General features: G+C 47.4%; 19 protein-coding genes, 1 tRNA gene and 2 pseudogenes. 10 read left to right on the top strand and 12 right to left on the bottom strand.

The features are described 5' to 3' along the window. Positions 1-122: 122 nt before the first annotated feature. The 5 genes from ATN88_RS17695 to ATN88_RS17675 form a co-directional block, all read right to left on the bottom strand. Entirely contained in the window at positions 123-818 is a 696-nt protein-coding gene (locus ATN88_RS17695) for an ABC transporter ATP-binding protein (RefSeq protein ID WP_067418809.1), read from the bottom strand. Positions 819-853: 35 nt separating this feature from the next. Next, the gene (zrgA, locus tag ATN88_RS17690) at positions 854-1,558 is read right to left on the bottom strand and encodes a zinc uptake protein ZrgA (RefSeq protein WP_067418807.1); all 705 of its coding nucleotides are present in this window, start codon (positions 1,556-1,558) and stop codon (positions 854-856) included. A gap of 22 nt (positions 1,559-1,580) precedes the next feature. After that, positions 1,581-1,877, bottom strand: coding sequence for a hypothetical protein (locus tag ATN88_RS17685; protein WP_067418804.1), 297 nt, complete (start codon positions 1,875-1,877; stop codon positions 1,581-1,583). 382 nt (positions 1,878-2,259) lie between these two features. Next, positions 2,260-2,335, bottom strand: a tRNA-Asn gene (locus tag ATN88_RS17680). A 138-nt stretch (positions 2,336-2,473) separates the two neighbouring features. Continuing rightward, positions 2,474-3,445 carry a Gfo/Idh/MocA family protein gene (locus ATN88_RS17675; protein WP_067418802.1) on the bottom strand — a complete coding sequence of 324 codons (972 nt, stop codon included), beginning with the start codon at positions 3,443-3,445 and terminating at the stop codon, positions 2,474-2,476. Positions 3,446-3,667: 222 nt separating this feature from the next. Between ATN88_RS17675 and ATN88_RS17670 the strand changes: the two genes are divergently transcribed. The 6 genes and pseudogenes from ATN88_RS17670 (at position 3,668) to ATN88_RS28990 (ending at position 11,093) form a co-directional block, all read left to right on the top strand. After that, a complete protein-coding gene (locus tag ATN88_RS17670; protein WP_067418799.1) occupies positions 3,668-4,330 on the top strand; it encodes a hypothetical protein in 663 nt (220 codons plus the stop codon). Between the two features lie 178 nt (positions 4,331-4,508). Continuing rightward, a complete protein-coding gene (locus ATN88_RS17665) occupies positions 4,509-5,111 on the top strand; it encodes an SEL1-like repeat protein (protein WP_067418797.1) in 603 nt (200 codons plus the stop codon). Between the two features lie 73 nt (positions 5,112-5,184). After that, positions 5,185-7,117: pseudogene (locus ATN88_RS17660) on the top strand (alkaline phosphatase family protein). A 56-nt stretch (positions 7,118-7,173) separates the two neighbouring features. Beyond that, complete coding sequence (locus ATN88_RS17655; protein WP_067418795.1) at positions 7,174-7,437, top strand: DUF2960 family protein; 264 nt, start codon at positions 7,174-7,176, stop codon at positions 7,435-7,437. A 442-nt stretch (positions 7,438-7,879) separates the two neighbouring features. Further along, positions 7,880-9,886: a diguanylate cyclase gene (locus ATN88_RS17650; protein WP_067418792.1), complete on the top strand. Its 2,007-nt coding sequence runs from the start codon at positions 7,880-7,882 to the stop codon at positions 9,884-9,886. A gap of 92 nt (positions 9,887-9,978) precedes the next feature. Beyond that, a pseudogene (locus tag ATN88_RS28990) lies at positions 9,979-11,093 on the top strand (PQQ-dependent sugar dehydrogenase). A 345-nt stretch (positions 11,094-11,438) separates the two neighbouring features. Here the strand turns inward: ATN88_RS28990 and ATN88_RS17640 are convergent. After that, on the bottom strand, positions 11,439-12,746 hold the full coding sequence (locus ATN88_RS17640) for a glycoside hydrolase family 18 protein (protein WP_067418790.1): 1,308 nt from the start codon (positions 12,744-12,746) through the stop codon (positions 11,439-11,441). A 320-nt stretch (positions 12,747-13,066) separates the two neighbouring features. Between ATN88_RS17640 and ATN88_RS17635 the strand changes: the two genes are divergently transcribed. The 3 genes from ATN88_RS17635 to ATN88_RS17625 all read left to right on the top strand — a co-directional run bounded on the left by ATN88_RS17635 (position 13,067) and on the right by ATN88_RS17625 (position 16,679). Further along, positions 13,067-13,570 carry a hypothetical protein gene (locus ATN88_RS17635; RefSeq protein WP_067418788.1) on the top strand — a complete coding sequence of 168 codons (504 nt, stop codon included), beginning with the start codon at positions 13,067-13,069 and terminating at the stop codon, positions 13,568-13,570. A 120-nt stretch (positions 13,571-13,690) separates the two neighbouring features. Next, positions 13,691-14,545, top strand: coding sequence for a lipase family protein (locus ATN88_RS17630; RefSeq protein WP_067418785.1), 855 nt, complete (start codon positions 13,691-13,693; stop codon positions 14,543-14,545). 454 nt (positions 14,546-14,999) lie between these two features. Beyond that, positions 15,000-16,679 carry a YncE family protein gene (locus ATN88_RS17625; RefSeq protein WP_067418782.1) on the top strand — a complete coding sequence of 560 codons (1,680 nt, stop codon included), beginning with the start codon at positions 15,000-15,002 and terminating at the stop codon, positions 16,677-16,679. A gap of 61 nt (positions 16,680-16,740) precedes the next feature. On the opposite strand, the gene ATN88_RS17620 is transcribed toward ATN88_RS17625, so the two are convergent. The 4 genes from ATN88_RS17620 to ATN88_RS17610 all read right to left on the bottom strand — a co-directional run bounded on the left by ATN88_RS17620 (position 16,741) and on the right by ATN88_RS17610 (position 18,537). Further along, positions 16,741-17,199: a YaiI/YqxD family protein gene (locus ATN88_RS17620; RefSeq protein WP_067418780.1), complete on the bottom strand. Its 459-nt coding sequence runs from the start codon at positions 17,197-17,199 to the stop codon at positions 16,741-16,743. A gap of 92 nt (positions 17,200-17,291) precedes the next feature. Next, positions 17,292-17,858 carry a cytochrome b/b6 domain-containing protein gene (locus tag ATN88_RS17615; protein ID WP_067418777.1) on the bottom strand — a complete coding sequence of 189 codons (567 nt, stop codon included), beginning with the start codon at positions 17,856-17,858 and terminating at the stop codon, positions 17,292-17,294. A 341-nt stretch (positions 17,859-18,199) separates the two neighbouring features. Further along, positions 18,200-18,289, bottom strand: a complete 90-nt coding sequence (locus tag ATN88_RS28985; protein WP_408607716.1) for a c-type cytochrome — start codon at positions 18,287-18,289, stop codon at positions 18,200-18,202. A gap of 2 nt (positions 18,290-18,291) precedes the next feature. Further along, positions 18,292-18,537: a c-type cytochrome gene (locus ATN88_RS17610; protein WP_332308923.1), complete on the bottom strand. Its 246-nt coding sequence runs from the start codon at positions 18,535-18,537 to the stop codon at positions 18,292-18,294. 381 nt (positions 18,538-18,918) lie between these two features. On the opposite strand from ATN88_RS17610, the gene ATN88_RS17605 reads away from it, so the two are divergent. Next, positions 18,919-20,736 (top strand): PhoX family protein, encoded by a 1,818-nt coding sequence (locus ATN88_RS17605; RefSeq protein WP_232313376.1) that lies wholly within the window; start codon positions 18,919-18,921, stop codon positions 20,734-20,736. Positions 20,737-20,816: 80 nt separating this feature from the next. Here ATN88_RS17605 and ATN88_RS17600 read toward each other — a convergent pair whose 3' ends face one another. Further along, positions 20,817-21,500, bottom strand: coding sequence for a dioxygenase family protein (locus ATN88_RS17600; protein WP_456297735.1), 684 nt, complete (start codon positions 21,498-21,500; stop codon positions 20,817-20,819). A 341-nt stretch (positions 21,501-21,841) separates the two neighbouring features. After that, positions 21,842-22,360 carry a cysteine hydrolase family protein gene (locus ATN88_RS17595; protein WP_067418771.1) on the bottom strand — a complete coding sequence of 173 codons (519 nt, stop codon included), beginning with the start codon at positions 22,358-22,360 and terminating at the stop codon, positions 21,842-21,844. Positions 22,361-22,412: the final 52 nt, after the last annotated feature.

Below are 22,412 nucleotides of genomic sequence, written 5' to 3'. Positions count from 1 at the left end.
TCGCCTGTGTGCGACACGCTCAACCCCAATCAATAATGCCACGGACACAGCAACCGTGAAGACGGTCAGCAACGCCGTTGCTTTGCGGTTTTTAAGGCTTTGAATCGCCAGTTTCATGATTGTCATGCGGCCTCAACTCCCACCACACTTGCTGCGTTGATCTCGCTGAGCGCGACGCTGCGGTCGAAATGCGATTCCAATGAATGGTCATGGCTGACAAACAACAGTGCCGCACCTGCTTTTTCACACTCTTTCATCAGTAAGGAAACAAAGGTATTTCGAGAATCGTAATCCAGAGCGGATGTTGGTTCATCTGCAAGCACCAGCGCGGGTTTACCTATCAAGGCTCTCGCTGCGGCGACTCGCTGTTGTTGACCAATACTTAACGAGGTAACCGGTTTATCCAAACAATCTTCTGGCAACGCCAGACCCAACAACAAACGTTTCGCTTCCACTTCCACAGTGTCCGACACTTGCTTGGCGCGATGCCCCGAAAAACGACACGGCAAGGTCACGTTGTCGAGCACAGACAGATACGGCAACAAATTAAACTGTTGGAAGATATAACCCAGATGATCAGCTCTGAATGCATCACGCTCAGCATTTCGCAGTGCCGTGACATCGGTTCCCATGATGTTTAGTTGACCAGATTGCGCCGCATTGATACCTGAAATTAAGCTCAGCAGTGTCGACTTACCACTTCCACTCGCCCCTTTAAGAAAGACTTTTTCACCCTTTCCAACAGAGAATTCCGCTATATCAATTTGCAGGTCTTGCTGTCCTGGCCATCTGAACTGAAGGTTTTCTATATGCAACATAAAGATAAGCAAAGGCCTCATTACGAGGCCCCCAATTAAAACTTAAACGAACGTGCTGCAGGAGAAAGATCGCCAGCAACCACACCTTTGTCAGTTAACGCCTGAACAGTGATCTTTTCAGTCGTGCTAAAGGTGTCAAACCAGTTGGTGGTGACCGTTTTGATTTCCGCTGGGTTGCTACAGCTAAAGGTGTATTGCGCAGAGAATTCGCCATGAGAAGATTCTTTGCCATGGTCATGCTCGTCATGGTGGTCATGACCCGCGTGGTCGTCATGGTCACCGTGATGATCATCATGGCTGTCTTTGTGTCCGTGATCGTCATGGTCGTCATGATGTTTGTCGTGGTCATCATGGTGATCGTCATGTCCATGAGCATCATGGTCGTGCCCATCATGATCATCATGTTCTTCCATCAAGGTTTGCGTGACATGATGTTCTGTCAGTTTGCAGCCCGCTGAGGTATTGATTGCAAACAAACCACCCACAGCAGCCAATGTTTCTTCGGCTTCATGGATCAGATGTTCTTGTTCTTTGTTTTCCGGTGCGTGCTCAAACCCTACAACATCGGCACCCGGCGCAGTAATCTCTACCATAAGCAAATCGCCATCTTGCGCGATATGCCATTCAACCACGCCATGCTGATGTGCTTCATGCTGACGATGACCCGCTTCTTCTGCCGATACCGTCGCTGACATACCCAATGAAATCGCGCTCAGCGCAAACAAACCTACTTTTTTCATAAATACTCCAAAAATTATTACGTTAACTATAGAAATCTTTGAACGTTATGAAAGGTGGATCGCGCGCATTTGCTGCTGTCTCGTCCAGTGATAAAGATGAAAAGAGATAGTCGAACTCTTGGGGGAAAGTCGCTGGTGAAACAAGCAATTCGGAGGTTGGCGGTGTCGTTGACGGCAGACCTAGTGCGCAAAGCACACAATGGTGGTCAATAGATGCCTCGTGGTGATGCGAACCCTTGTGCTCAGCAAATGCAATACCTTGCCAACCGATCATCACGGCGAGCAATAAAGGTAATACGTTGCGAAGCAGTTTCAGCATGGTCCATCAAATACGCCAGAACAGTAATGTTATAATATAACATTACAATCCACTCCGTTTGAACCCTTTGACCACACTTGAGTTTTTCTTGCTTATAAATCGAACAAGAAAATACCGTGCACGTCACTTTATTGCTGAAAAATCACTACAACCGAACTCGCTTAATCCTGCATCTTCAGGTTATTTGGGGATATAGGAACAAATGAAAAAGAAAGGGGTGGCTGGATAGATTGGAAGTCTGAAACGAAAAAGGCCTCGTCATTCGACGAGGCCTTGAAATTTGGCTCCCCTGCATGACTTAACGGGGCTGCCTAGGCTTGCGACATATCGCGAAGCGATACTCTCAAGCGGATGATTCGTACTTAAACAAATCATTTGAATTTGGCTCCCCCTGCAAGACTTGAACTTGCGACATACGGATTAACAGTCCGCCGTTCTACCGACTGAACTAAGGGGGAATTGCTGTGTTCCTGAGAACGATTCAGATATTATGGAATGCGACTGATGCTTGCAAGCACTAATTTGCCCATTAGCACTATTTTCGTGTTAAGTGTGCATTTTCCAACCAAAAAGCAATTCAAAACAAGCAGTAGTCTCTAACTTTTCAGTATCTGCTCCATCGCCCACGTCGTGTTCCTGCCGCAAATCCCCATGCTTGGGTGCGTTTTCTCACCCTTTATATGCGCAATGAGGTTTTCGACATGAAAGTATTGAACAGCGTCAGGGTTAGCAACGTTGGAGACAAGGTGCTCTTTACCTTCCAAAACGAACTCATCTTCTCCAAATACAGAGCAAATGATTTTCCCTTCACTGCCAATGATTTCGACTTTATCTTCTCGGTTAGCTGCAGCAAAATTCCAGTACCCTGAACCCAAAACACCCGATTCAAAAGAAAAGCACGCCGTTACCGCGTCTTCTGCTGCATAGAATCCCTGCTGGTTAACTGCTATGCCTTTCGCGACTGTGATGTTGCCAAACCACTGCTGAAAAAGATTCAAACCATGACTCGCTAAATCCACAAAGTAACCCCCACCCGCGACATTTGGGTCAACGCGCCAATTCGCTTTCCCCGCGACATCATTGGGGTTGGGCGGACGATGATAGGTCCAATGGATATGACGCACCGTTCCGATTTTTCCTTTTGCAATCCACTTTTGAATGACATCAAAACGCGGTAGAGAGCGACGATAGTAGGCAACAAAAAGTGGGACGCCTGCCTTTTCGAAAGCAGAGAGCATGATGTCACACTCTTTGGTGTTCAAGGCCATCGGCTTTTCGACGACACAAGGCTTTCCGACCTCGGCAGCCATCAGCGCATAGCCCAAGTGACTATTCGGCGGTGTCGCTACATAAATCGCATCAACATTGGGGTCAACCACTAATTCATGCGCATCTGTTGTGTAGCGCGCTATGCCATGTCGAGCACAATAGTCTTTCGCCTGCTCCTCACGGCGTGCCATCACCATTTCTAAAGAGGAACCCTCAACCTGCCAAAATGCAGGGCCACTCTTTCGTTCTGTTACACTGCCACAGCCAATCATTCCCCAACGAATGTTATTCAAAGTCATGTTCGATCTTGTCCTTTCACGCATTAGCACTTCATCGAAGAGCATTAAAACAACTCTCATATCTCAACAATGAGACGAACAGTGTTCGATATTTCCAATAATATTGCCGGCTCTCTTTTTCATCAGAACCCGTCAGGACGCTCTGCACCACGTTGCGTGACGCATTTCCCGGAAGAAAAGTCTGTTGAATGTATCCACTTAAGATTTTTTTGGAGGACATCAATGCAGTATAGATCCCACCAAAGCCACGTCATTTTACGCGCACTGTGCCACTTTTTCTCTATTGCGCTTCTCGTTGCCCTGCCTGTGCTTATTGTACAAATCGACATCAACGTTTTGCATAACGGACTTTCTGAGCAATCTCTCACGGAGTACACGGAGCATTCAGTACTTCTACTAATCGTAGTCTGCTATACAACTATCTTGTTGAAAAAGCCCGACTTCAGACATTTTGGCGTCCTTGTAGCTGGCTTTTTCCTTTGCTTGTTGATTCGTGAGTTGGACAAATGGTTTGACGACACGTTTTGGCATGGATTCTGGGTTTATCCTGCGGCCATTGTTGCGGCGTCTTCCTTGCTTTACGCACTCACGGATCGCCACAGTATGCTGCGAAGCTTTTCCCAGTTCGTAAAAAGCCGGAACTTTACGCTGCTCTGCCTAGGGCTTGCCACACTACTGGTTTTCTCTCGCCTTTTCGGTATGGGTGCGTTATGGCACGGTATTTTGAGCGAAGGGTATGTACGCACTGCCAAAAACGTCGCAGAAGAAGGTTCCGAACTTCTCGCCTACTTTATGATTCTTTACGCGTCGGTCCGTTACGTGTGGGATTATTGCTGTCATGGCATACATTCGCACGAAGCCAACCGCCGAATGATGTGCAAGTAAGATAACTGCTCATTGACGTATCTCATCTCCAAGCCTCTGACTCTCACAGTCGAGTGGCTTGGTCATATCTCAAATTCAAGACCATTGAAACAATTTCAATAATCCCAGTTTTGAGAACGCATCACCCTATTCATCTGATTTTATACTGGCGTTTTCTCCAGTAATTCAAGGAAGATGTATGAAGTGGTTACTTCCTGTCGTGCTCTTTTCGGCAATGGGTTGCACAGAAGATGTAAAGCAACAATACACCCAATGCCCGACCATCCAGAATTACTCCGAAGCCTTCCTTGAAAGCGACTTTTATCGTGGCTGGCAAAAATTGGAGAAAGGCAAACACCCTAGACAGCATTGCGAAATCGCGATTCCTTACTTCGAATCGGCCGTCCAATCGAAAACGGTTTTCGAACTCTCGACGCTTTATCTCGACTTCTGTCAGGCAGAACAATCAACCACTTCGCTTGACAACAGCAGTATCTACAACAATCAACGAATGCCCACTGGCGTTGACTACGATGAATTTAAGTGGATTCTCGACCTCGCGCTTTGCAGCAGCCCAGTAGAACAGTATGCGCTTGGCAGTATGCTGTATAACGGTTTCATTACCGATCAAGACCAAGAGAAAGGTATCTACTTTTTAACGCTGTCTGCCCGCCAAGATCACCAACAAGCACAGATTTCTTTGGCAAACGCGCTCGATGATATTGGAGAGAATGATATTGCGATGCACTGGCGAGAAAAAGCATCAGAAGACTCATTGGTTCAAGGTGAGCGCACAGAATAAATAGCGGAGCCACTACAAATTCAGTGCTAACGGACGTAAAGTGATGGTATAGACGAAGAAATCAGAGAATCTCATGCCATCTTCTTTGCCCTTGTTCCTTGCGGGGCCGCTTTTAAGACGCGCCACGAAAAACGAGATTTGCCTGTGGGCAATCACCTCTTCACGCTTGGAAGCTGACTTCTCGCTTTACGCTTCTGAGTCATCGACGCCGCTGTTTTCAGCCTCACTCGCTAACACGCATCAAATACAACTTGGTGAGTCATGTTTTGCCCTACTCGCCGAATTTAAGAGTGAAAGTGGTTTTCCATTGGATACGCCACTTGATTACGACATCGAAATGGATGGGCAATCCTTAATTGCCGATCTTGAGGCTTCTTGTATCCCGGAGAAACGCGTCCCTCATTTCTAGTTTCATCAACCGCCACGAACATTGCGCATGGCTCTTGCCGACACCCGCATCACCACTGTGATGATGCCTTGGCGGCTCTCGATAGAAAATACGCAGAACTCGATGTTCCAAAACGCGCAAACATGCTGATCATGAGTGGTGATCAGATCTATGCCGATGATGTCTGCGGGCCTTTAATGTCTGCTATTCGTCAAAGTATTACCTTGCTTGGCCTCTATGACCAAGCCTTCGACGGCGAAGTGATTAACGCGTGCAGTGACTTGGTGACAACGAAAACACCGCTCTATTCACGGGCAAACATTTTGCCAACAACGCGCGTGAATCACGGTTTTATCAAACGCTTTCTCAATGCGGCGCCTGAGCCTGTGTTCAGTTCTTGCACCTTGGACAATCACCTGATCAGTTTTAATGAATTTGTGGTCATGTATGTTTTGGTGTGGTCGCCTTCACTATGGCGAGACATTACGCTGCCAAACGGCGAAGCCATCGGCTTCCCCGATGCAAAACAAGCCACCCGCTGGGACACTGAGCTAGCTGAACTTGAGCGGTTCAAATCCTCGTTACCGAATGTTCGTCGTCTGATGGCGCACATTCCCACGTACATGATCTTTGATGACCATGATGTCACTGATGACTTTAACCTTACCGTGGGCTGGGAAAAGGGTATAGACAGCTCAACGCTCGCGCAGGCCATTATCACAAACGGCATGCTCAGCTATTTCCTTTGCCAAGGTTGGGGAAATCACCCGGACGTGTTCGACGATAAATTTATGGAGACCGTGAACACCTTCGTTACCGCCCCAAATCTAGAAAACTTCGGGCACGTTTCCGAACTTCTTCAGCATTTTGAGCAGTGGCATTACACCATACCTACTTCACCTAAAGTGGTGGTGATCGACACACGCACGCGCCGCTGGCGCTCTGAGTCCAGTGACAATAAACCGTCCGGCCTGATGGATTGGGAATCATTGATGGATTTTCAACACGACGTGTTTAACAACGATGCCGTGGTGGTGGTGTCGCCTGCCCCGATGTTTGGCGTGAAGTTTATCGAAACGCTTCAGCGTATCGTGACGTTTTGCGGCCACCCGCTGGCAACAGACTCTGAGAACTGGATGGCACACCCTGCTCTGCCAATGCATTGCTGAACATATTCAAACACCCTAAAACACCAAAGAACTTTGTCATTCTCTCCGGCGATGTGCATTACTCCTTTGCTTATGACATTCGTCTGCGCTTTAGAAAAGGTAGTCCGCGTATTTGGCAAATCACCTGCAGTGGTTTTAGAAACCAGTTCCCTGAACCGTTCATTTCCGTGTTTGAATGGTTTGATCGCAAGTTGTTCTGGCCCGAATCCCCCCTCAATGTGTTTACGCGGCGCAAGCGGATGCGTATTGAACGCCGAAGACCAGACAATGGAAGCCCTCAATATCTCGTGAACGCTGCCGCGGTTGGCGAAGTCACGTTAAATCTTGATGGCTCACCGGCATCGATAGGGTTGCTGACGGGAAAAGGTGAACAGATAACGTTTCTGCCCAATGAAAAAGCGGAACGCCAAGAGGCAAAACCCTCGTTGGATTCCCTCACTCGGGATTGACTTCACAGGGGCGGTAGGAAATACTCCGCCCCTTAAATTTTGCAACAGGTGCCGTTATGTCACGTCAACTTCAATACATCTATAAAGGTGAAACGAAAGTCATCACGTTCTCGTTCCGCCAGTTTCACTCTCCGCACGAAGCCGCTGCTGCTGCAGAAGGCATCGACCTGAGCAACTTTTTGAAGATGGAACGTCAACTGGAAATGGTTGCCGACGGCAAAGCAGTGAAAAACCATCGCGACAGCTATTTCAATAAACTGGGATTTGGCAAGATTATTCTGCTGAAGAAAGAAGCCGAGTCAATCAAAGACAAACGCTAGTCGCTTGATAACGAGCTCAGTGGTGTTCTCATCACCATTGGGCTTGAAACTGCTCCACTTCCAAGAATTCGCGTCCTAACCTCAAGACATTCCAACATATTCTGCCGCCAAGACCTACACAAGCCCCCCTCGCCCTTTTATTCTCGCAACACCAAATTAGCACTTGCTAAATCAACATTATGCATGCAATTGGTTATCTCGATTCTCGTCATAAAAAGACAAAAATCAGACAGAAAATGCACCATATTGAATCAGCCAAATTGCAACGCTTCTAAGGTCGCAACATTCGCCCAGGAACCGTGAAAAAACGGCTATCTCTAACTACGCTTATCTACAAAACCTTATGTGTTGCAGATACGCATTGTTTGAGTGACAGGATGTGGGACAGTGCTGAGATAACACCAATTCAATTGCAGGCGTTACAGTTAGGGAAGCTTATTCAATGTCCAAACGCGTTATTCACTTTTTCACTTTTCTTGTTTTACTGTCTCTTCCACCAGCCTCGCTTGCTACCGTAGAAAAAACACAATCTTTCGAGAAAACCCTGAACGGCGTTCAGTCCATTCTCTATTCGGTGCCCATCAAAGCGAAGGCACTGCTCACAGAGCTTGAAAAAGTCGAATTAAAACAAAACCAACCGCTACCTTTGCTGGTGCGTTATTACCTGCAAAAGTCGACGGTAGAGCTTCTCCTGAACAACCCTGATGCCGCCATTGAATCTGCCGAGCAAGGTATAGAACTTGCCAAAAACGATCCGCTTCTAAACGCCGACCGCTACATCATGCAATTGCGCCTGAGCCAAGCGCGTATTTTGAAAGGCGAAGAAGCCTTGGTATTGGACCAACTGGACAATCTACTTTCGGAATCACAGGCGTTAAACGACCCAGCATTAACGGCTGAAATCCTGTTGGTTAAAGGGCAAGCGTACAAAGCACAAAACGACTACGACGTGTCGATGGCGGCTTTGATGAGTTCTTTAGAGGCAGCAAAAGCGACCGAGGATCAGATTCTGATTGAACGCATTGCGTCTAACTTGGGTAGCATTTTGGTGCAACTCAACGGCTTTGATAAAGCCTCGCTCCTGTTAGAGCAGTCCTATCAATTCTTCCAGACCCGCAAAATGTCTTTTAACCAACTTCTGGTTAAACTCGACATGGCGGAGTTAGCACGCAAGCAAGGTGACAACAAACAAGCACTGCTCGAATACAAGCAAGCGCTTCAAATTGCACAAGTGCTCGGTGATGGCTCCCACCGTTTTCGAATTAACCTACAAATCGCCGATCTGTTGCTCGATGCTGGTGACACGAAAAACATGATGCGCTACCTGAAATCGACCGATAACCTCAGAGAGCGCGAAACCATTCGTTATTACATCAGCAAGTACAACTACCTTAAAGCGAACGAAAGCCTGATCAATGAAGACTATGCCAAGACGGTAGAAATCATCACGCCTTTGATTGCCGAGTTGGCAACCCTTCCGCGTCTATATCGCTCGGAAATCGCTTTGTACCTTGTCGCCTCCAAGGCCTATTTTGGCCAAGAAGACTATAAAAATGCGTATCTGACGCTTCTCGACTACCAAAATCGCTTCAATACCTTCAGCATGGACGAGCAGGTCGACAACCTCGAACGTCAACAAATGCTGTTTAACCTTGAAAAGCTCAAGGCTGAAAATCAGCACCTGAGTTGGAATAACGTTTTGCAGACACTTGAGCTCAAAACCAACGAGCAGAAAGTGGAATACCTCAACCTCTTGGTAGTGTTAGGCATTGCAGCCACCGTCATCGCATCTCTTGTGGCCCTTTGGATAAACCGTCGCAGAATTCGTTGGGGAAAAATTGCCAACACCGACAGCCTGACAGGGCTTCATAATCGACGTTACTTAGCGGGGCAACTGGAGCGACTACAAAAAGAAATGTGCAGCAGCGACATGCCTGTTGGCTGTTTGCTGCTTGATATTGATTACTTCAAAACCGTCAACGATACCTATGGGCACCCTGTTGGTGACAAAGTGCTAGTTGGCATCTCGGAACTGTTCAAAAACAACCTTCGCCGTGATGACGTTTGCTCGCGGGTGGGTGGTGAAGAGTTCATGATCCTTCTGCCAAACAGTGGCATTGAGGAAACCAATACCATTGCAGAAGACCTTCGCCAGCAAATAAGCGCGTTAAACTTTACCTCAGAAAAAGGAGAGGTGTTTAACGTGACATCCAGCTTCGGTACCGTCGCTGTCGCCAACAGTCAAACGCTGTCTGAGCTGTATAGCATCGTCGACAAACTCCTTTATCGCGCGAAACAAAACGGCCGAAATCGTGTCGAAACATATGCAGATACCAGTGCGACGGGGGCGTCTTCTCAGGCGGGAGCCGAAGAGGCAATGACGATAAACGCCAGGTTCTCTCGCAAAGTAAGAAGACTAAAGTTTCGAGTCGCACAACATTTCAGTTGATCGGGCTCATTCGCAGAGACGTAAGGTGCTTAAAAGGCAGGCGTTTCTCTGCGCGACCACCTCGGCGAAGGAGCATATCGAAAGGATTCACTATGATTAAGCATTTACTGCTTGCAGCAACGGCGTTTGCGTTAGCTCCTGCCGCTAACGGCGACGTCATCCAGTCAGACAAACACACTTACAAGGTGGAGACTGTCGCGAGTGGTTTGAACCACCCTTGGTCGCTCATTTTCTTGCCCAATCAAGATATGTTGGTCTCAGAGCGCAATGGCCAAATTGTCAAAGTCGATAAGCAAGGGAAGGTCACAAAGATCAGCGGCCTGCCCGACGAACTTGTCGCACGAGGCCAAGGTGGCCTCCTTGGCCTAGCCCTTGCTCCTGATTTTGAAACGTCCGGCACTGTATACATTGCATTCTCGGAGGCAGGCGAATTTCGAAAATCTGGCACTTCAGTTGCAAAAGGCACCTTGGCAGGCAATCAGCTCACCAAGATCCAAACCATTTTCAGACAAAACCCAAAACTGGGTGGTGGGCGTCATTTTGGCGGAAGATTGCTGATTACCGATGATGCGCTTTTCGTGGCACTCGGTGACAGGGGTAATCAAGACAAGGCTCAACAGAATAATTCCCATGTCGGTACGCTGGTTCGTCTTACGCTTGATGGTGCCGCCTACCCAGAGAATCCTTTCGAGGCGCGACCAATACGCAGCCAGAAATCTACACCTATGGGCACCGTAACATTCAGGGCATGACCCTCAGCAATGATGGTCAAACCCTTTGGACCCATGAGCACGGCCCTCAAGGTGGTGATGAGTTAAACAGCATTCGAGCAGGCGCAAACTACGGTTGGCCAACTATTACTTATGGCGTGAACTACGGTATCGGTACTTCAATCGGCATTGGCACCGAAAAAGAAGGTATGGAGCAACCTGACCACTATTGGGTGCCCTCTATCGCGCCTTCCGGTATGGAGATGGTTGAAGGAACGGCGTTTTCCAATTGGACAGGCGATATTCTTCTGGGTTCGTTGAAGTTTGGGCTGTTAGTGAGGCTTGATATTGAAAACGGCAAGGTGGTTGGCGAAGAGCGTATGCTCGACGGAAAATACGGCCGAATAAGAGATGTCGTTGAAGGGCCAGATGGGTTCATCTACCTCCTTACCGACAGCTCCAACGGCAAGCTGCTACGCTTAACTCCAACCCAATAGCTCACTAATTAAACAGCAATGTAAACAATTATTTACAAGCATAGATTTCCAAATTTGCTGCGAATTAAGCACAACTTTGGAAGTGCATCTCCAAGAAATTTATGCAACATAATTTGTTGCATTATAAAAGTGATGCCCAGCCCAACATTTAACAAAGGTTATGCAACCCGTAGACAGGCATTTCTCAGAAGTCTATAGTTTCAGCATACAAACAAAAACAAAGATATCTTTGCTTGCTGAAAACGACAAAACCCCGCTAATGCGGGGTTTTGTTTTTCTGTTTTTTTACTTTTCAAGGATAAAAAAACACCGCTCGTTAGCGGTGTTTTTTTATAGAAAGTTCTATTAGTTTTTCGCCGTTTTGCTTTGCAGCACTTCAGCCATTACTGCAGATAGCTCATCGTTCGGATCGCCCGACAGTTCCCACGTGAATACGCCAGCCAGACCTTGCTGCTTCGCCCATTCCGCTTTTGCTTTCACTGAACGTGCATCTTCAAACGAGATGAACACTTTCTTCTCAGGGTTCCAGAGGTAAGGGGCTTCAGACTCTTCGTCGTAACCATATTGGTAGCCTTGTGCTTTACCGTAGTTTTTCTTCAAGTCCCAATACATGAAGTAACCCGGCTCACCCGTACCAAAGCTCGCACCTTTTTCAGACGCAAGGTCTGACGATGTCGTTGTGCCATCAAACTGAGAGCCTTCCCAACCGCGACCATAGAACGCCGCACCCAAGACCAGCTTATCTTTTGGCACACCTAGGTCGATCATCTGTTGAATGAAGACATCGGCACCCATACCCCACCAGCTACGATCGGTAGCGTGTAGATTGGTCAAGTGACCTGTTTGCGGTCCCCATCCACCCAAGAAGTCATACGTCATGGCGTACATGTTGTTCATCAGCGGTGCAACCGTTTCCCAATCCATGTAAGCCGCTTTTTGGCCTACACCGACAGCGGTTGAAAGCTCGTAATCCTTACCCGTTTTCGCGGATAGCGCATCCAATTCTGCTCTTAGCGATTTCACCAGAGTCGTAAACGCTTCTTTTTCCGCAAGTTGCTGAGCTTCTTCCATTTTGGTTTCTGGGTTCCACGGTGACGTGGTTAAGCCACCGCCCCCCGGGTATTCCCAGTCCAGATCAATACCACCAAAGAAGTCATACTTCGCAATCAGCTCTACCGCTGTTTTTGCAAAGTGTTTGATGGCAGCATCATCTTTCGCCATGGCATGGAAAGGTTCAGACATTGTCCAACCGCCAAATGAAGGCAGAATCGTCACGTGTGGGTGCTCTGCTTTCAGATCAGCAAGCTGACCAAAGTGGCCTTCATACGGCACTCTTGCGCGCACACGGCCGAAGTCTTTCTCTAGGGCTGCTTCTTGGTCAACAACGATCGCGGTGAAAGGTTCTTTTCCCTTACATGCTTTTGCGACTTGTTCTTGCACCAACTCAGATGCGCCAGTGTGTGGTCCACACATACTCAAAAACGCATAAATGATGTGAGTTAGGTTTTCTGCAGGGATATCATCCACGACATACGGGTTGTCTTTATTGGCATATTGCCAATCCGCAAAATAGCCGCCAACAACGTGATTATCTGCAAAAGCTGGTGCTGCCAAACAAGCACTCAATGCTGCACCTGCTATTATTTTCTTCATACGAACTCCTTGTGCTAGATGCCCAGTAAACGACTAATTATTAATCACTTTTGACGATTGAAAACATTGCGTACCCAACGATTACTGCATTCATAACAGTTACGCTACAAAGTTTGCGAGCATATTGGTTTTTAGCTTTTGAAACCTCTGCAACAGCCAGAAAATTTGGACTGAAGCGCACATTTTTAGGCATCACCACGTATGGCGGCAGGAAAGGAGAACTGCGGAGTGATTCCGTTTTGAATTTTGACGCGGTATTCTCTCTATCTCACTGAAAACACATTTATGTTGATCGTTTATCAACATCCAAGGAAAAGACATTGAGTAATCAACTCATCAGCATCGATGTTTTTTACGTCATAGAAAGATTGTTACCGGGTAAGCGAACCGTTGAGCTTTTCCGACAAAATACCAAGCATATGCCAGTGACCACGTTGACACTGGAGCATTGCGACTCCGCCTCTGCGCTTCAACTGGCACTTTACAAACACTGCAAAAACTACGCATCGTTCTCTCAAGGGCAGCCTTTATCAGATGCCTACTCCATTGATGGAAAAGATGAGGAAATCCAACCGGCCACCAACATCATTGCAGCCTTTATCCGTGGGTCATATTGGTGGGTTGAACACTACTTGGAAATCTACCGCAATGACTGGAGCGAAGATCAAAAGTCCCGCTGGTTGCGCGATTTGAAACTACTTGTTCAAGTCATCATTGGCATTGGGAACGCGAGAAAAGCAGAGTGGATCATCCGAAATCACGGTGCAATTAAAGCACTGACATACAACACCCACATCACACCATTTCTGCAGCACTACGATTAAAAACGGTTCGCGGCATAGTGCGTTACGCATTGTGCCGCTTACCTCTTCACACTGTCGTCTAATCGTCATCTTCCCCTTCTATACTTTTGATTTCTTACCTCATTTTGTCTGAAGACACAGGTGAAACGGCTTAAGCGTTATCAATACGAACGTTACGCGATCCTATGCAGAGACGCGTATCCGAAGACATTTGATCACCTCAAATATGGCTTTTCACCTCAAGGTCGAAAAGACATCAGCAACCGTTGGGGACAAACCATTATTCGCGTTTTGTGGCGCGAAGATGGCGACGTTGTCGTTGTTTTTAAAGGCTCTCAAAGTATCTGGGATTGGTTACTCAACTTAGTTGTTGTTCCAAGTCGCGTTGACGCACCTCGTCATGTTGGACACGTACATTGGGGGTTTCAGTTTCTGCTGCGGCAACCCAGTCGCGTAAAACGGCGTTTCCTTAATCGCGATTTCGAAAAACTCTCATTGAGCCAACAAGCAGATCTCCAGCAATCTATGCAAGGGGGTGACTTCCAAGGTCATAGCGTCATGGAAGCGTTGGAGTCGAGTGTTTTCCCCTTACTTCAAGAAGGTAAACGGCTGTCAATGACGGGTCACTCTTCAGGGGGCAGCATGGCGGTCATTGCAGGGGAAATTCTGGAGCAGAAATATCCAGGCGCGATAAAACGCATTGTTACGTTTGGACAGCCCGCTACGGGATACTGGAACTTCAAGCGGTTATACGGCCTCAAACACAAAACTTACCGTATCTGCTGCGACGTCGATATCGTCACATTCCTTCCTGGCATTCCTTTGCTTTTCTGGCATGTGGGAGAGTTGCTATGGCTGCACAACAATCGCATCTATCACAACATGCCATCGCTCGTGCGTATCATCCGTGTGCTGACAAGCTGGCTTTTGCGCCCTATCGCCTACCACTTTATGGACAAGTATATTCGCCGCAAAGACTACTTCGATAAGCATTAACTAATGTATGAGTTCTTGATAAATAAGCACTTGTCTTACATATGGTTATTATTACGAGGGTTTGTTTACATTTTGAGTCAATCGTCAATAATCCGCCATGCGATAAGAACCTACTGAACAAATATTAATTTCAGCGTTCAGTCTTTTTTAATCACTCTCGTCATACTATCGACAGACAAGTCCAATTTTCGATTCACCTGTTTCTAATTCGCCCTGTCTTTGAGACTTATGGTGTTTTAATTAAAAAACACTAAAAAACTTAATGTCTTATTTATGAGAAAGACATCCCTTCTATTCACAAATACTCTCTGGGCAGTTGGTTGGAAAACACCAATCACATATTTAATTTTGTCTTACTCGATATGGAGATAACCGGGGAGCCGGCAAAGGTAGGACCTAAAAGGTTTCTTGTTCGAGAGTAAGGTTCGCTAATTGGAAGGGATAAGGTAACACCATGATGAAGAAGACTCTGATATCTGCAGCAATCCTCGCTGGCACAATGACATCTGTGCAAGCGATGGCGAGCTGTGCGGGTAACGTGTATTCCATGAATGCTGGCCGTGGTCACATTGGCTTGTTGATGGACGTTCAAGAGCTGAAGAAAATGGGTTCTGACTACTTTGGCGATTCATCTACTCGTGAGGAATACCACTCTCGCGCCCTGTTCAGTACATCAACCATGTCTTATGACCGCATTACTGACCGTCTTTACTACGCGAGCGCGCCTCAGCCTACCTCTTACCATATCAAAGGCCCCGAAGACGATGTGACCGCAGAAGAGTTCAAAAACCTGGATCTTCATGCACGCACGTTGAAAGCATATCAATTGGGTTACATGGACCCTGCCACTGGCAATCACGTTGCAGGTCCAACAACGAAGAAACAAATTCTACGTATGGCCTTCAACCCAGATTCGGGTGAATTGTTTGCGTCTGACTCTCAAACCATTTTTAAAGTCGACCCTTCCACAGGCACAACGACCCATGTTGGTAACTTCCCGCAAGATCTGAAAAACGGCGGCTTTACTAACTGGGGTGACTTCGTTTACCAAGACGGTGAGTTGCTGTTTGTTACTAACAACCGTACCTTCTCGGTGAACACCACCAATGGTGCGCTGACAATGAAAGCGTTCCACTTTATTGATTTCGTTACCTCTGCGACGCTCGACCAGAACGGCCAAATGATGGTGGCGGCTAAAAACCAAAACGTATCGGGTAATGTGAACAGCAACATGTTATTCCGCTTGAAGCCATCAACCGGTGAAAAAGTATTGGTAGGTCTGTTTCCAAGCCGTATCAGTGCAATGGGTACCGTGACATCCGAAGATCACACTTGTTACGAGACCACCAAGTTCCCTAGTGATGAGAAATCTGAAGTATCAGGCCTCACCGCAAATGCGAGCTCGGTAAACGAAGGCTCAACCGCTTACTTCACCGTGAGCTTTGATAAAGCAACGGCGAATGACACCACCAAACTGACACTGGCGTTGGTCAATGGCAGTGCGGTGCTGAACAGCGACTACCGCAATTCTGTGGCATTGCTCTACTCTGACAACACCACAGGCACTGCGACGCTGTCGTCGTCAGGTACGCAAGTAACCTTGCCTCAAGGCGTAACTAACGTTCGTGTTGGCGTGCCTACAGTGAATGACACTACGCACGAAAACAACGAGTACTTCACGATGCAAGCGTGGATCAACACTGATAAGAGCGATCAAGGTTCAGCGAACGTCACTATTATCGATAATGATCCAAACATCGATACCTTGCTGCAAAATGCAGCCAACAACAGTGGCGTATGGTGGCACGGCAGCCGCGGCGGTAACTGGGGCACCAAAGATCAGTGGATTCGTGGTGTACACGCGAGAATCAACGGCACCATTCCAGCAGGTACGACGCTTGAGTTCTACAAAACAGGTGGACATCTCCGTAGCATCTCCATCAGCAGCGGCGGTCTGTACTATGAGCAACATTCAAACCATGAGCGCTACTACCAATCTGGTGATATTGCGTGGGCACGCCTGAAAGGTCCGAACGGTAAATACTACAACGTGAAAACCGGTCACCGCGCTCAGCTGCATCACAACAAAGATGTGAACTGTTCAAATGGTTGTTGGAGCAAGATTTTCAACTAATTGAGAACAAACGAAAAAGGGAGCCTTCTTGGCTCCCTTTTTATTGTATTCAACTCAACCGTTAACGACGGGCTTTGCTGCGCTGCAAAAACTTATCGAGTTCATTTGCAAACATTTGGCGGTCTTGTTGACTTATCGCCGCAGGCCCACCCGTTTGAATACCACTCGAGCGCAAGGTATCCATAAAGTCTCGCATGTTCAGCCGCTGACGGATGTTCTCTGGCGTATACAACTCACCACGAGGATTCAGGGCTACCGCAGATTTTTCGATGACTTCTGACGCAAGCGGAATATCTGCAGTAATCACTAAATCACCCGCATTCACTCGTCTCACGATTTCGTTATCAGCGATATCAAAGCCCTTTTCCACCTGAATGCTGCGAATAAAACGCGATGGCGGTGTTCTCAGACCTTGGTTCGCCACCAGTACCAACGGCGTTTCAGTGCGGTCTGCTGCGCGATAAAGGACTTCTTTAATCACTGTCGGACACGCATCCGCATCCACCCAAATCGTTGTCATAATGATCTATCTCGAAAAAATTTGGGTGCACAGTATCAGCGACCACATTGAAGCGCAATCAAAGCTTATCGGCAGTAAGTGGATTGCGCGGTTTACTTCCTCATCCAATCAACAAGATGCAGCAACGCAAAAATACCATGGCCATAGAGGTAAGCTTCAATAGCCCCTACTGCTGTTTTGTGTATTGAAAGAAGCAATGGTGCAGAGCCATCAAGAGAGAAGAAAACATACCATGTCACCCCTGTTGCAATTGCTAGAAGCAATGCCAGAAGCCCCAGTCCCTCAACGGTCGCCGCTAGCCCTTTGGGGCGCGCTTCTGGCAATTGTAATTTGAGCAAGGTTTGCAAATCGTCTTTGATGACCGAAAAATCCAAGGACAACCACGGATACATATTGCTCACTGAGCGACGTTTCAAAATCACACCACAGAAAACCAGCGCAACAGGGGCTAATGCTATCCCACTGTACATGTGAAATTTGTCGATGAAGGTAAGTGCAGACGCCGGCGTGTCACCATGGACATGCATAGCAAACGACGATAAGAGTTGCCCAATCACCCAAACCACAACGGCGAGATGAAACCATTTCTCGATTTTTGGCAGGCTAGCAAAAAGATATGAAAAGCCAGCAGAGAGGCTTTTATTGGAGGTGGTAGCCATCGGCGAGTACCTATCGCGTAACATCTAGTAAAGCGTAAATACTACTCCTGAAGCACATTGATTCAATTGTCAGAAATTCAATCTTAGTTATTACTAATTTATGTTTTTGACGGTTTCATGACTGGATTTTCAAGGCTAACCCTGCTTGTATACTTAGTCATTAGAAACGCGCACAGGAAGCGGTAAGCTGGCCGTCTAGTCGTCATATCCAATGCATTTTCAAGCTCCCCCACACACGTGAAAGGCGCATGGAGGAGAGATTGAACCTATGCATTAGCCGCTAAGATTGGCCGATTTGCGCAGGGAATATCACAAGACGAGAGAAACAGGTGATGCTGCCGTTACTCGGGTTTTCCTGCAGGCTGCGATGCGTAAAATGCCGCAATATCAGCCATGTCTTTTTCTGACAACGGCTTCATTTGCTGCTGCATCATTAACCCCATTGGGTTGTTCGCTCACCCTTTTGATACGCCAGCATCGCGTTATAAATGTATTTGGCGTTTTGACCGTTGATGTGCGGATAACCGTCGACGTTAGCGTAGCCCGTTGCACCATGACAAAACTGACAGGTGTAGGCTTTTTCTTGGCCAAGCTTTGCATCCCCCTCCCAATCGGCATTCGCCATGGTGGATGCAATAAGAAGAGGGAATACGGTGAAGAGTTGTTTTTTGTTGAGCATGCTATTTTCTCCATAAAGCACACATAGCATGTCCTACAACCTTGTAAATCGCCTTGTGTCTGATCAACCTTCCGCCACGTTTTGTCCCTCTTATCCTCCTTGGTGACGTTAACTCGATCACGCTTATACTGATCAATATGCGTATTTTCTGCTGCTGCATCTACCAATATTTAGTGTAAGTCGCTCACATGACATCTTTTCTTCATGGGTTTTTCACTAATTTTTAACACGAAGGCACCAGTATTCGCCTTCATAACAAATTAAACGTCTACACGTCGTGTCAACAAAATGAAGGAAGACATTGTGAGCGAATATAACCAACACAACGATCAACGTGAGCTGGACCACGAGCCCGAATTTAACCGCTTTATCGACGCGGCAATGAACCGTCGTAATTTTCTCCGAGCAGCAAGTGCTGCAGGGACAGTGGCCTTCTTTGCTACAACACCTGTCGCAAAAGCGGTTGCTGGCTCTATGGACAAAACTAAGCTGATGGGTTTTGAAGCTATCCCTATTTCGACTGCTGATACGGTTGTTGTTCCGGATGGCTACGTGGCTGAAACACTGATTTCATGGGGCGATCCACTATTCCCAACCTCTCCTAAATTCAGCCAAAGCAACGACTCTAAAGCGCAAGAAATGCAGTATGGTGACAACACTGACGGCATGACCTTCTTCCCACTCTCAGAAGATCGTGCTGTTCTCGTTGCAAACAACGAGTACACCAACAACGAATACCTTTACACCCACCAAGGCAAAAACATCACGGCTGACGATGTGCGTAAATCTCAAGCCGCCCACGGTGTGTCTATCATCGAACTGGTGAAAAAAGACGGCAAATGGCAGGCGAATGTTGATGGTCGCTTGAACCGCAAAGTGACTGCGTATACACCGATGGAAATGACGGGGCCAGCCGCTGGCAATGACCTACTGAAAACCGCTGCCGACCCATCAGGCAAGAAAATCTTAGGTACCTACAACAACTGTGCAAATGGCCAAACGCCTTGGGGTACATACCTTGCGTGTGAAGAGAACTTCAACGGCTACTTTGCTTCATCAAAAGAAGTAGAGCTTACCGACGAGTACAAACGCTATGGCGTGAAGAACAAAGACTGGGGTTACGACTGGTGGAAACATGACGACCGTTTCGACATTTCCAAAACCCCTAATGAGCCAAACCGTTTTGGTTGGGTAGTTGAAATCGACCCAATGGATCCAACGTCTACGCCGAAAAAGCGTTCTGCTTTGGGTCGCTTTAAACATGAAAATGCAGCACTCACCATCAATGATGACGGCCATGTTGTGGTGTATCTTGGCGATGATGAGCGTGGTGAGCACCTGTATAAATTCGTCTCCAAGAACAAATACAAGCCAGGCGATTTGGCAGCAAACCGCGATCTTCTTGAAGAAGGTACCCTATACGTTGCGAAGTTCAACGGCACAGAAGGTGAGCTAAATGGGAAAGGTGAATGGGTAGAACTCACCTTTGGCAAAAACGGCCTCACGCCAGAAAATGGCTTCAACAGCCAAGCTGAAGTGATGATTTTTGCGCGTAAAGCCGCCACACATGTTGGTGCAACCACCATGGACCGTCCTGAGTGGGTTGCCGTGCATCCGGATAACAAAACAGCATTCTGTACTCTGACCAACAACAAGTACCGCGGTGTGAGAGAGAATCAGCCACTGAACATTGCTAACCCTCGCGAGAAAAACCCGTACGGCCATATCATCCGTTGGGCACCGAAAGGTGGCAACCACACAGCGTCTGATTTTGATTGGGACATCTTTGTCATGGCAGGCAACCCTGAAGTCCAAGAAGGTCTGATGGCTGGCACCGCCAACATCAACAAAGACAACATGTTCAACAGCCCAGATGGTATTGGTTTTGACGCCGCAGGCCGCTTGTGGATTCAAACCGATGGTAAATACTCAAACGAAGGCAACTTTGCTGGCATGGGTAACAACCAGATGCTTTGTGCAGACCCGAGCACAGGTGAAATTCGTCGATTCCTGACCGGTCCAATCGCATGTGAAATCACAGGCCTCGCATTCTCACCTGACCACAAAACCATGTTTGTCGGCATTCAGCATCCAGGTGAAGACTTAGCACCGTCACACTTCCCTGATGGCGGTAACTCTGTCCCTCGTTCAACCGTCATGCGTATCACGCGTAAAGACGGCGGCGTCATCGGCGCATAAGCCAACTCACTAGAAGACCAAAGCCCCGACAATTCGGGGCTTTTTCTTTTCAGCAATTTCGCGCAGAGGCACTGAACTCGTTAAGATTCCGACCGCGTTCTCAAGCGAACAGCACGCATACTAATGCTGCCATGGGCGAGCCCTAACACGGGGAAATCAAGCGCATCATTTTGATCACGCATACCTAATGTGTACAGCAGCGGCCAAAAATGGTCAGGCGTTGGTATCGCCATTCTGACTTCCTCGCTAAGCGAGAGATAATCCAGTAGTGGGTCGACCTGTCCTTGCACCAGACAATGGGCAATTTGGCTGTCAGCTACCAACGCCCAAGGGTGAGCGCGCTCTTCATTTTGATCAAACAAGGTAAGATTATGAACCGCGTTACCGCTGGCAATGACCAAGATATTTTCTTCCCGCAAAAACCGCAGTTGCTGACCCCGCTGGAAGTGCTCTTCTTCACTGAGTGTCATATCTAGACTTAGCTGTAAGACCGGCACATTTGCATCCGGATACATGTGCCGCAGTATGGTCCAGCTTCCGTGGTCTAAACCCCAGCGTTTGTCCAAAGACAACTCAAAAGGCACGTTTTCAGCAATGTGACGCGCAATCTCTGGCGCGCCGGGAGCAGGATAATCAATCGTTTCTAGACGGGCGTCGATCGGCCCAAAATCATGGAGGGTTCTTGGGTTTGCCAACGCAGTAATGCGGGTTCCATTCGTGACCCAATGGGAGGAGATGCAAAGAATCGCTTTGGGTGTAGGAATATCGTCGGCAATGGCTTTCCATGCTTAGTATACCGATTCCCCGTTAAAGTGTGGGTCGGCGTACCGTGGCCTATAAAAAGCGCGGGCAGGAGGGCATGTCGCTCAGTAGACATACTCATCTAAACGTCCTCATAGAGTTCTTCCAATATTGGTGCCTTGATTATTTTTGTTGGCACCTTAAACGCTCACACTAAATTCCCAGCCATTCCCACACTAACACTCAGGTTTTTAGAAAAAAACAAAATGAACCGAAATGACTATTCGTCAAAATAGAACAATCACGATTAGGTTCTTTAAAACAGAGAGTTACGAAGTTGACGAATCGCCAACTTCGTAGGTGTTTACAACACGCTATCGCTTGGTACGAGTGTCATTCTTGTAGACACTGCATGCAACGCAATCAAATGCAGCATTTCAGATACCGTCGTACACAAGTCCGGCAAAATAGATACATCGTACTTCTCTGCAGCTCTAGAAATCGCCGTGTGTGTCACACAGTTCTGCGTCATCATGCCCGCAACCCAGAGCGTATCTACACCCAGTTTTTGCAACGTTTCTTCCAATGTCGTTTGTTCAAAACTGTCGGCAAAGTGCTTAATCACAATCGGTGCATCAGGTGCTACTGCAAGCACGTCTGGGTGAATATCGGCTCCTTCAGTGCCTGGATTAAAAAATGGTGATAAACCCAAGCTTGGGTCGGCAATATGTTGAACATGGATGATGTTCACGCCCGCGGCTTTCGCTTTTTCTACAAAAGATACAATGCGGTCCTTTGTTTCTGTTGCTTGCCACAACGGAAACGCACCTTTTTCAAAATAGTCATTTTGTAGGTCGATAAGTAGCAAAGCTGTTTTGCTCATGAGAGTCTCTCCTTGTGCTTTTGGAGACGGGTGTAAGGTCTTTGAAAGTAGA

It is taken from the genome of Enterovibrio coralii (assembly GCF_001559595.1).
GTDB classification, from domain to species: Bacteria; Pseudomonadota; Gammaproteobacteria; order Enterobacterales; family Vibrionaceae; genus Enterovibrio; species Enterovibrio coralii.
This window is presented reverse-complemented; position numbering and strand designations above follow the sequence as displayed.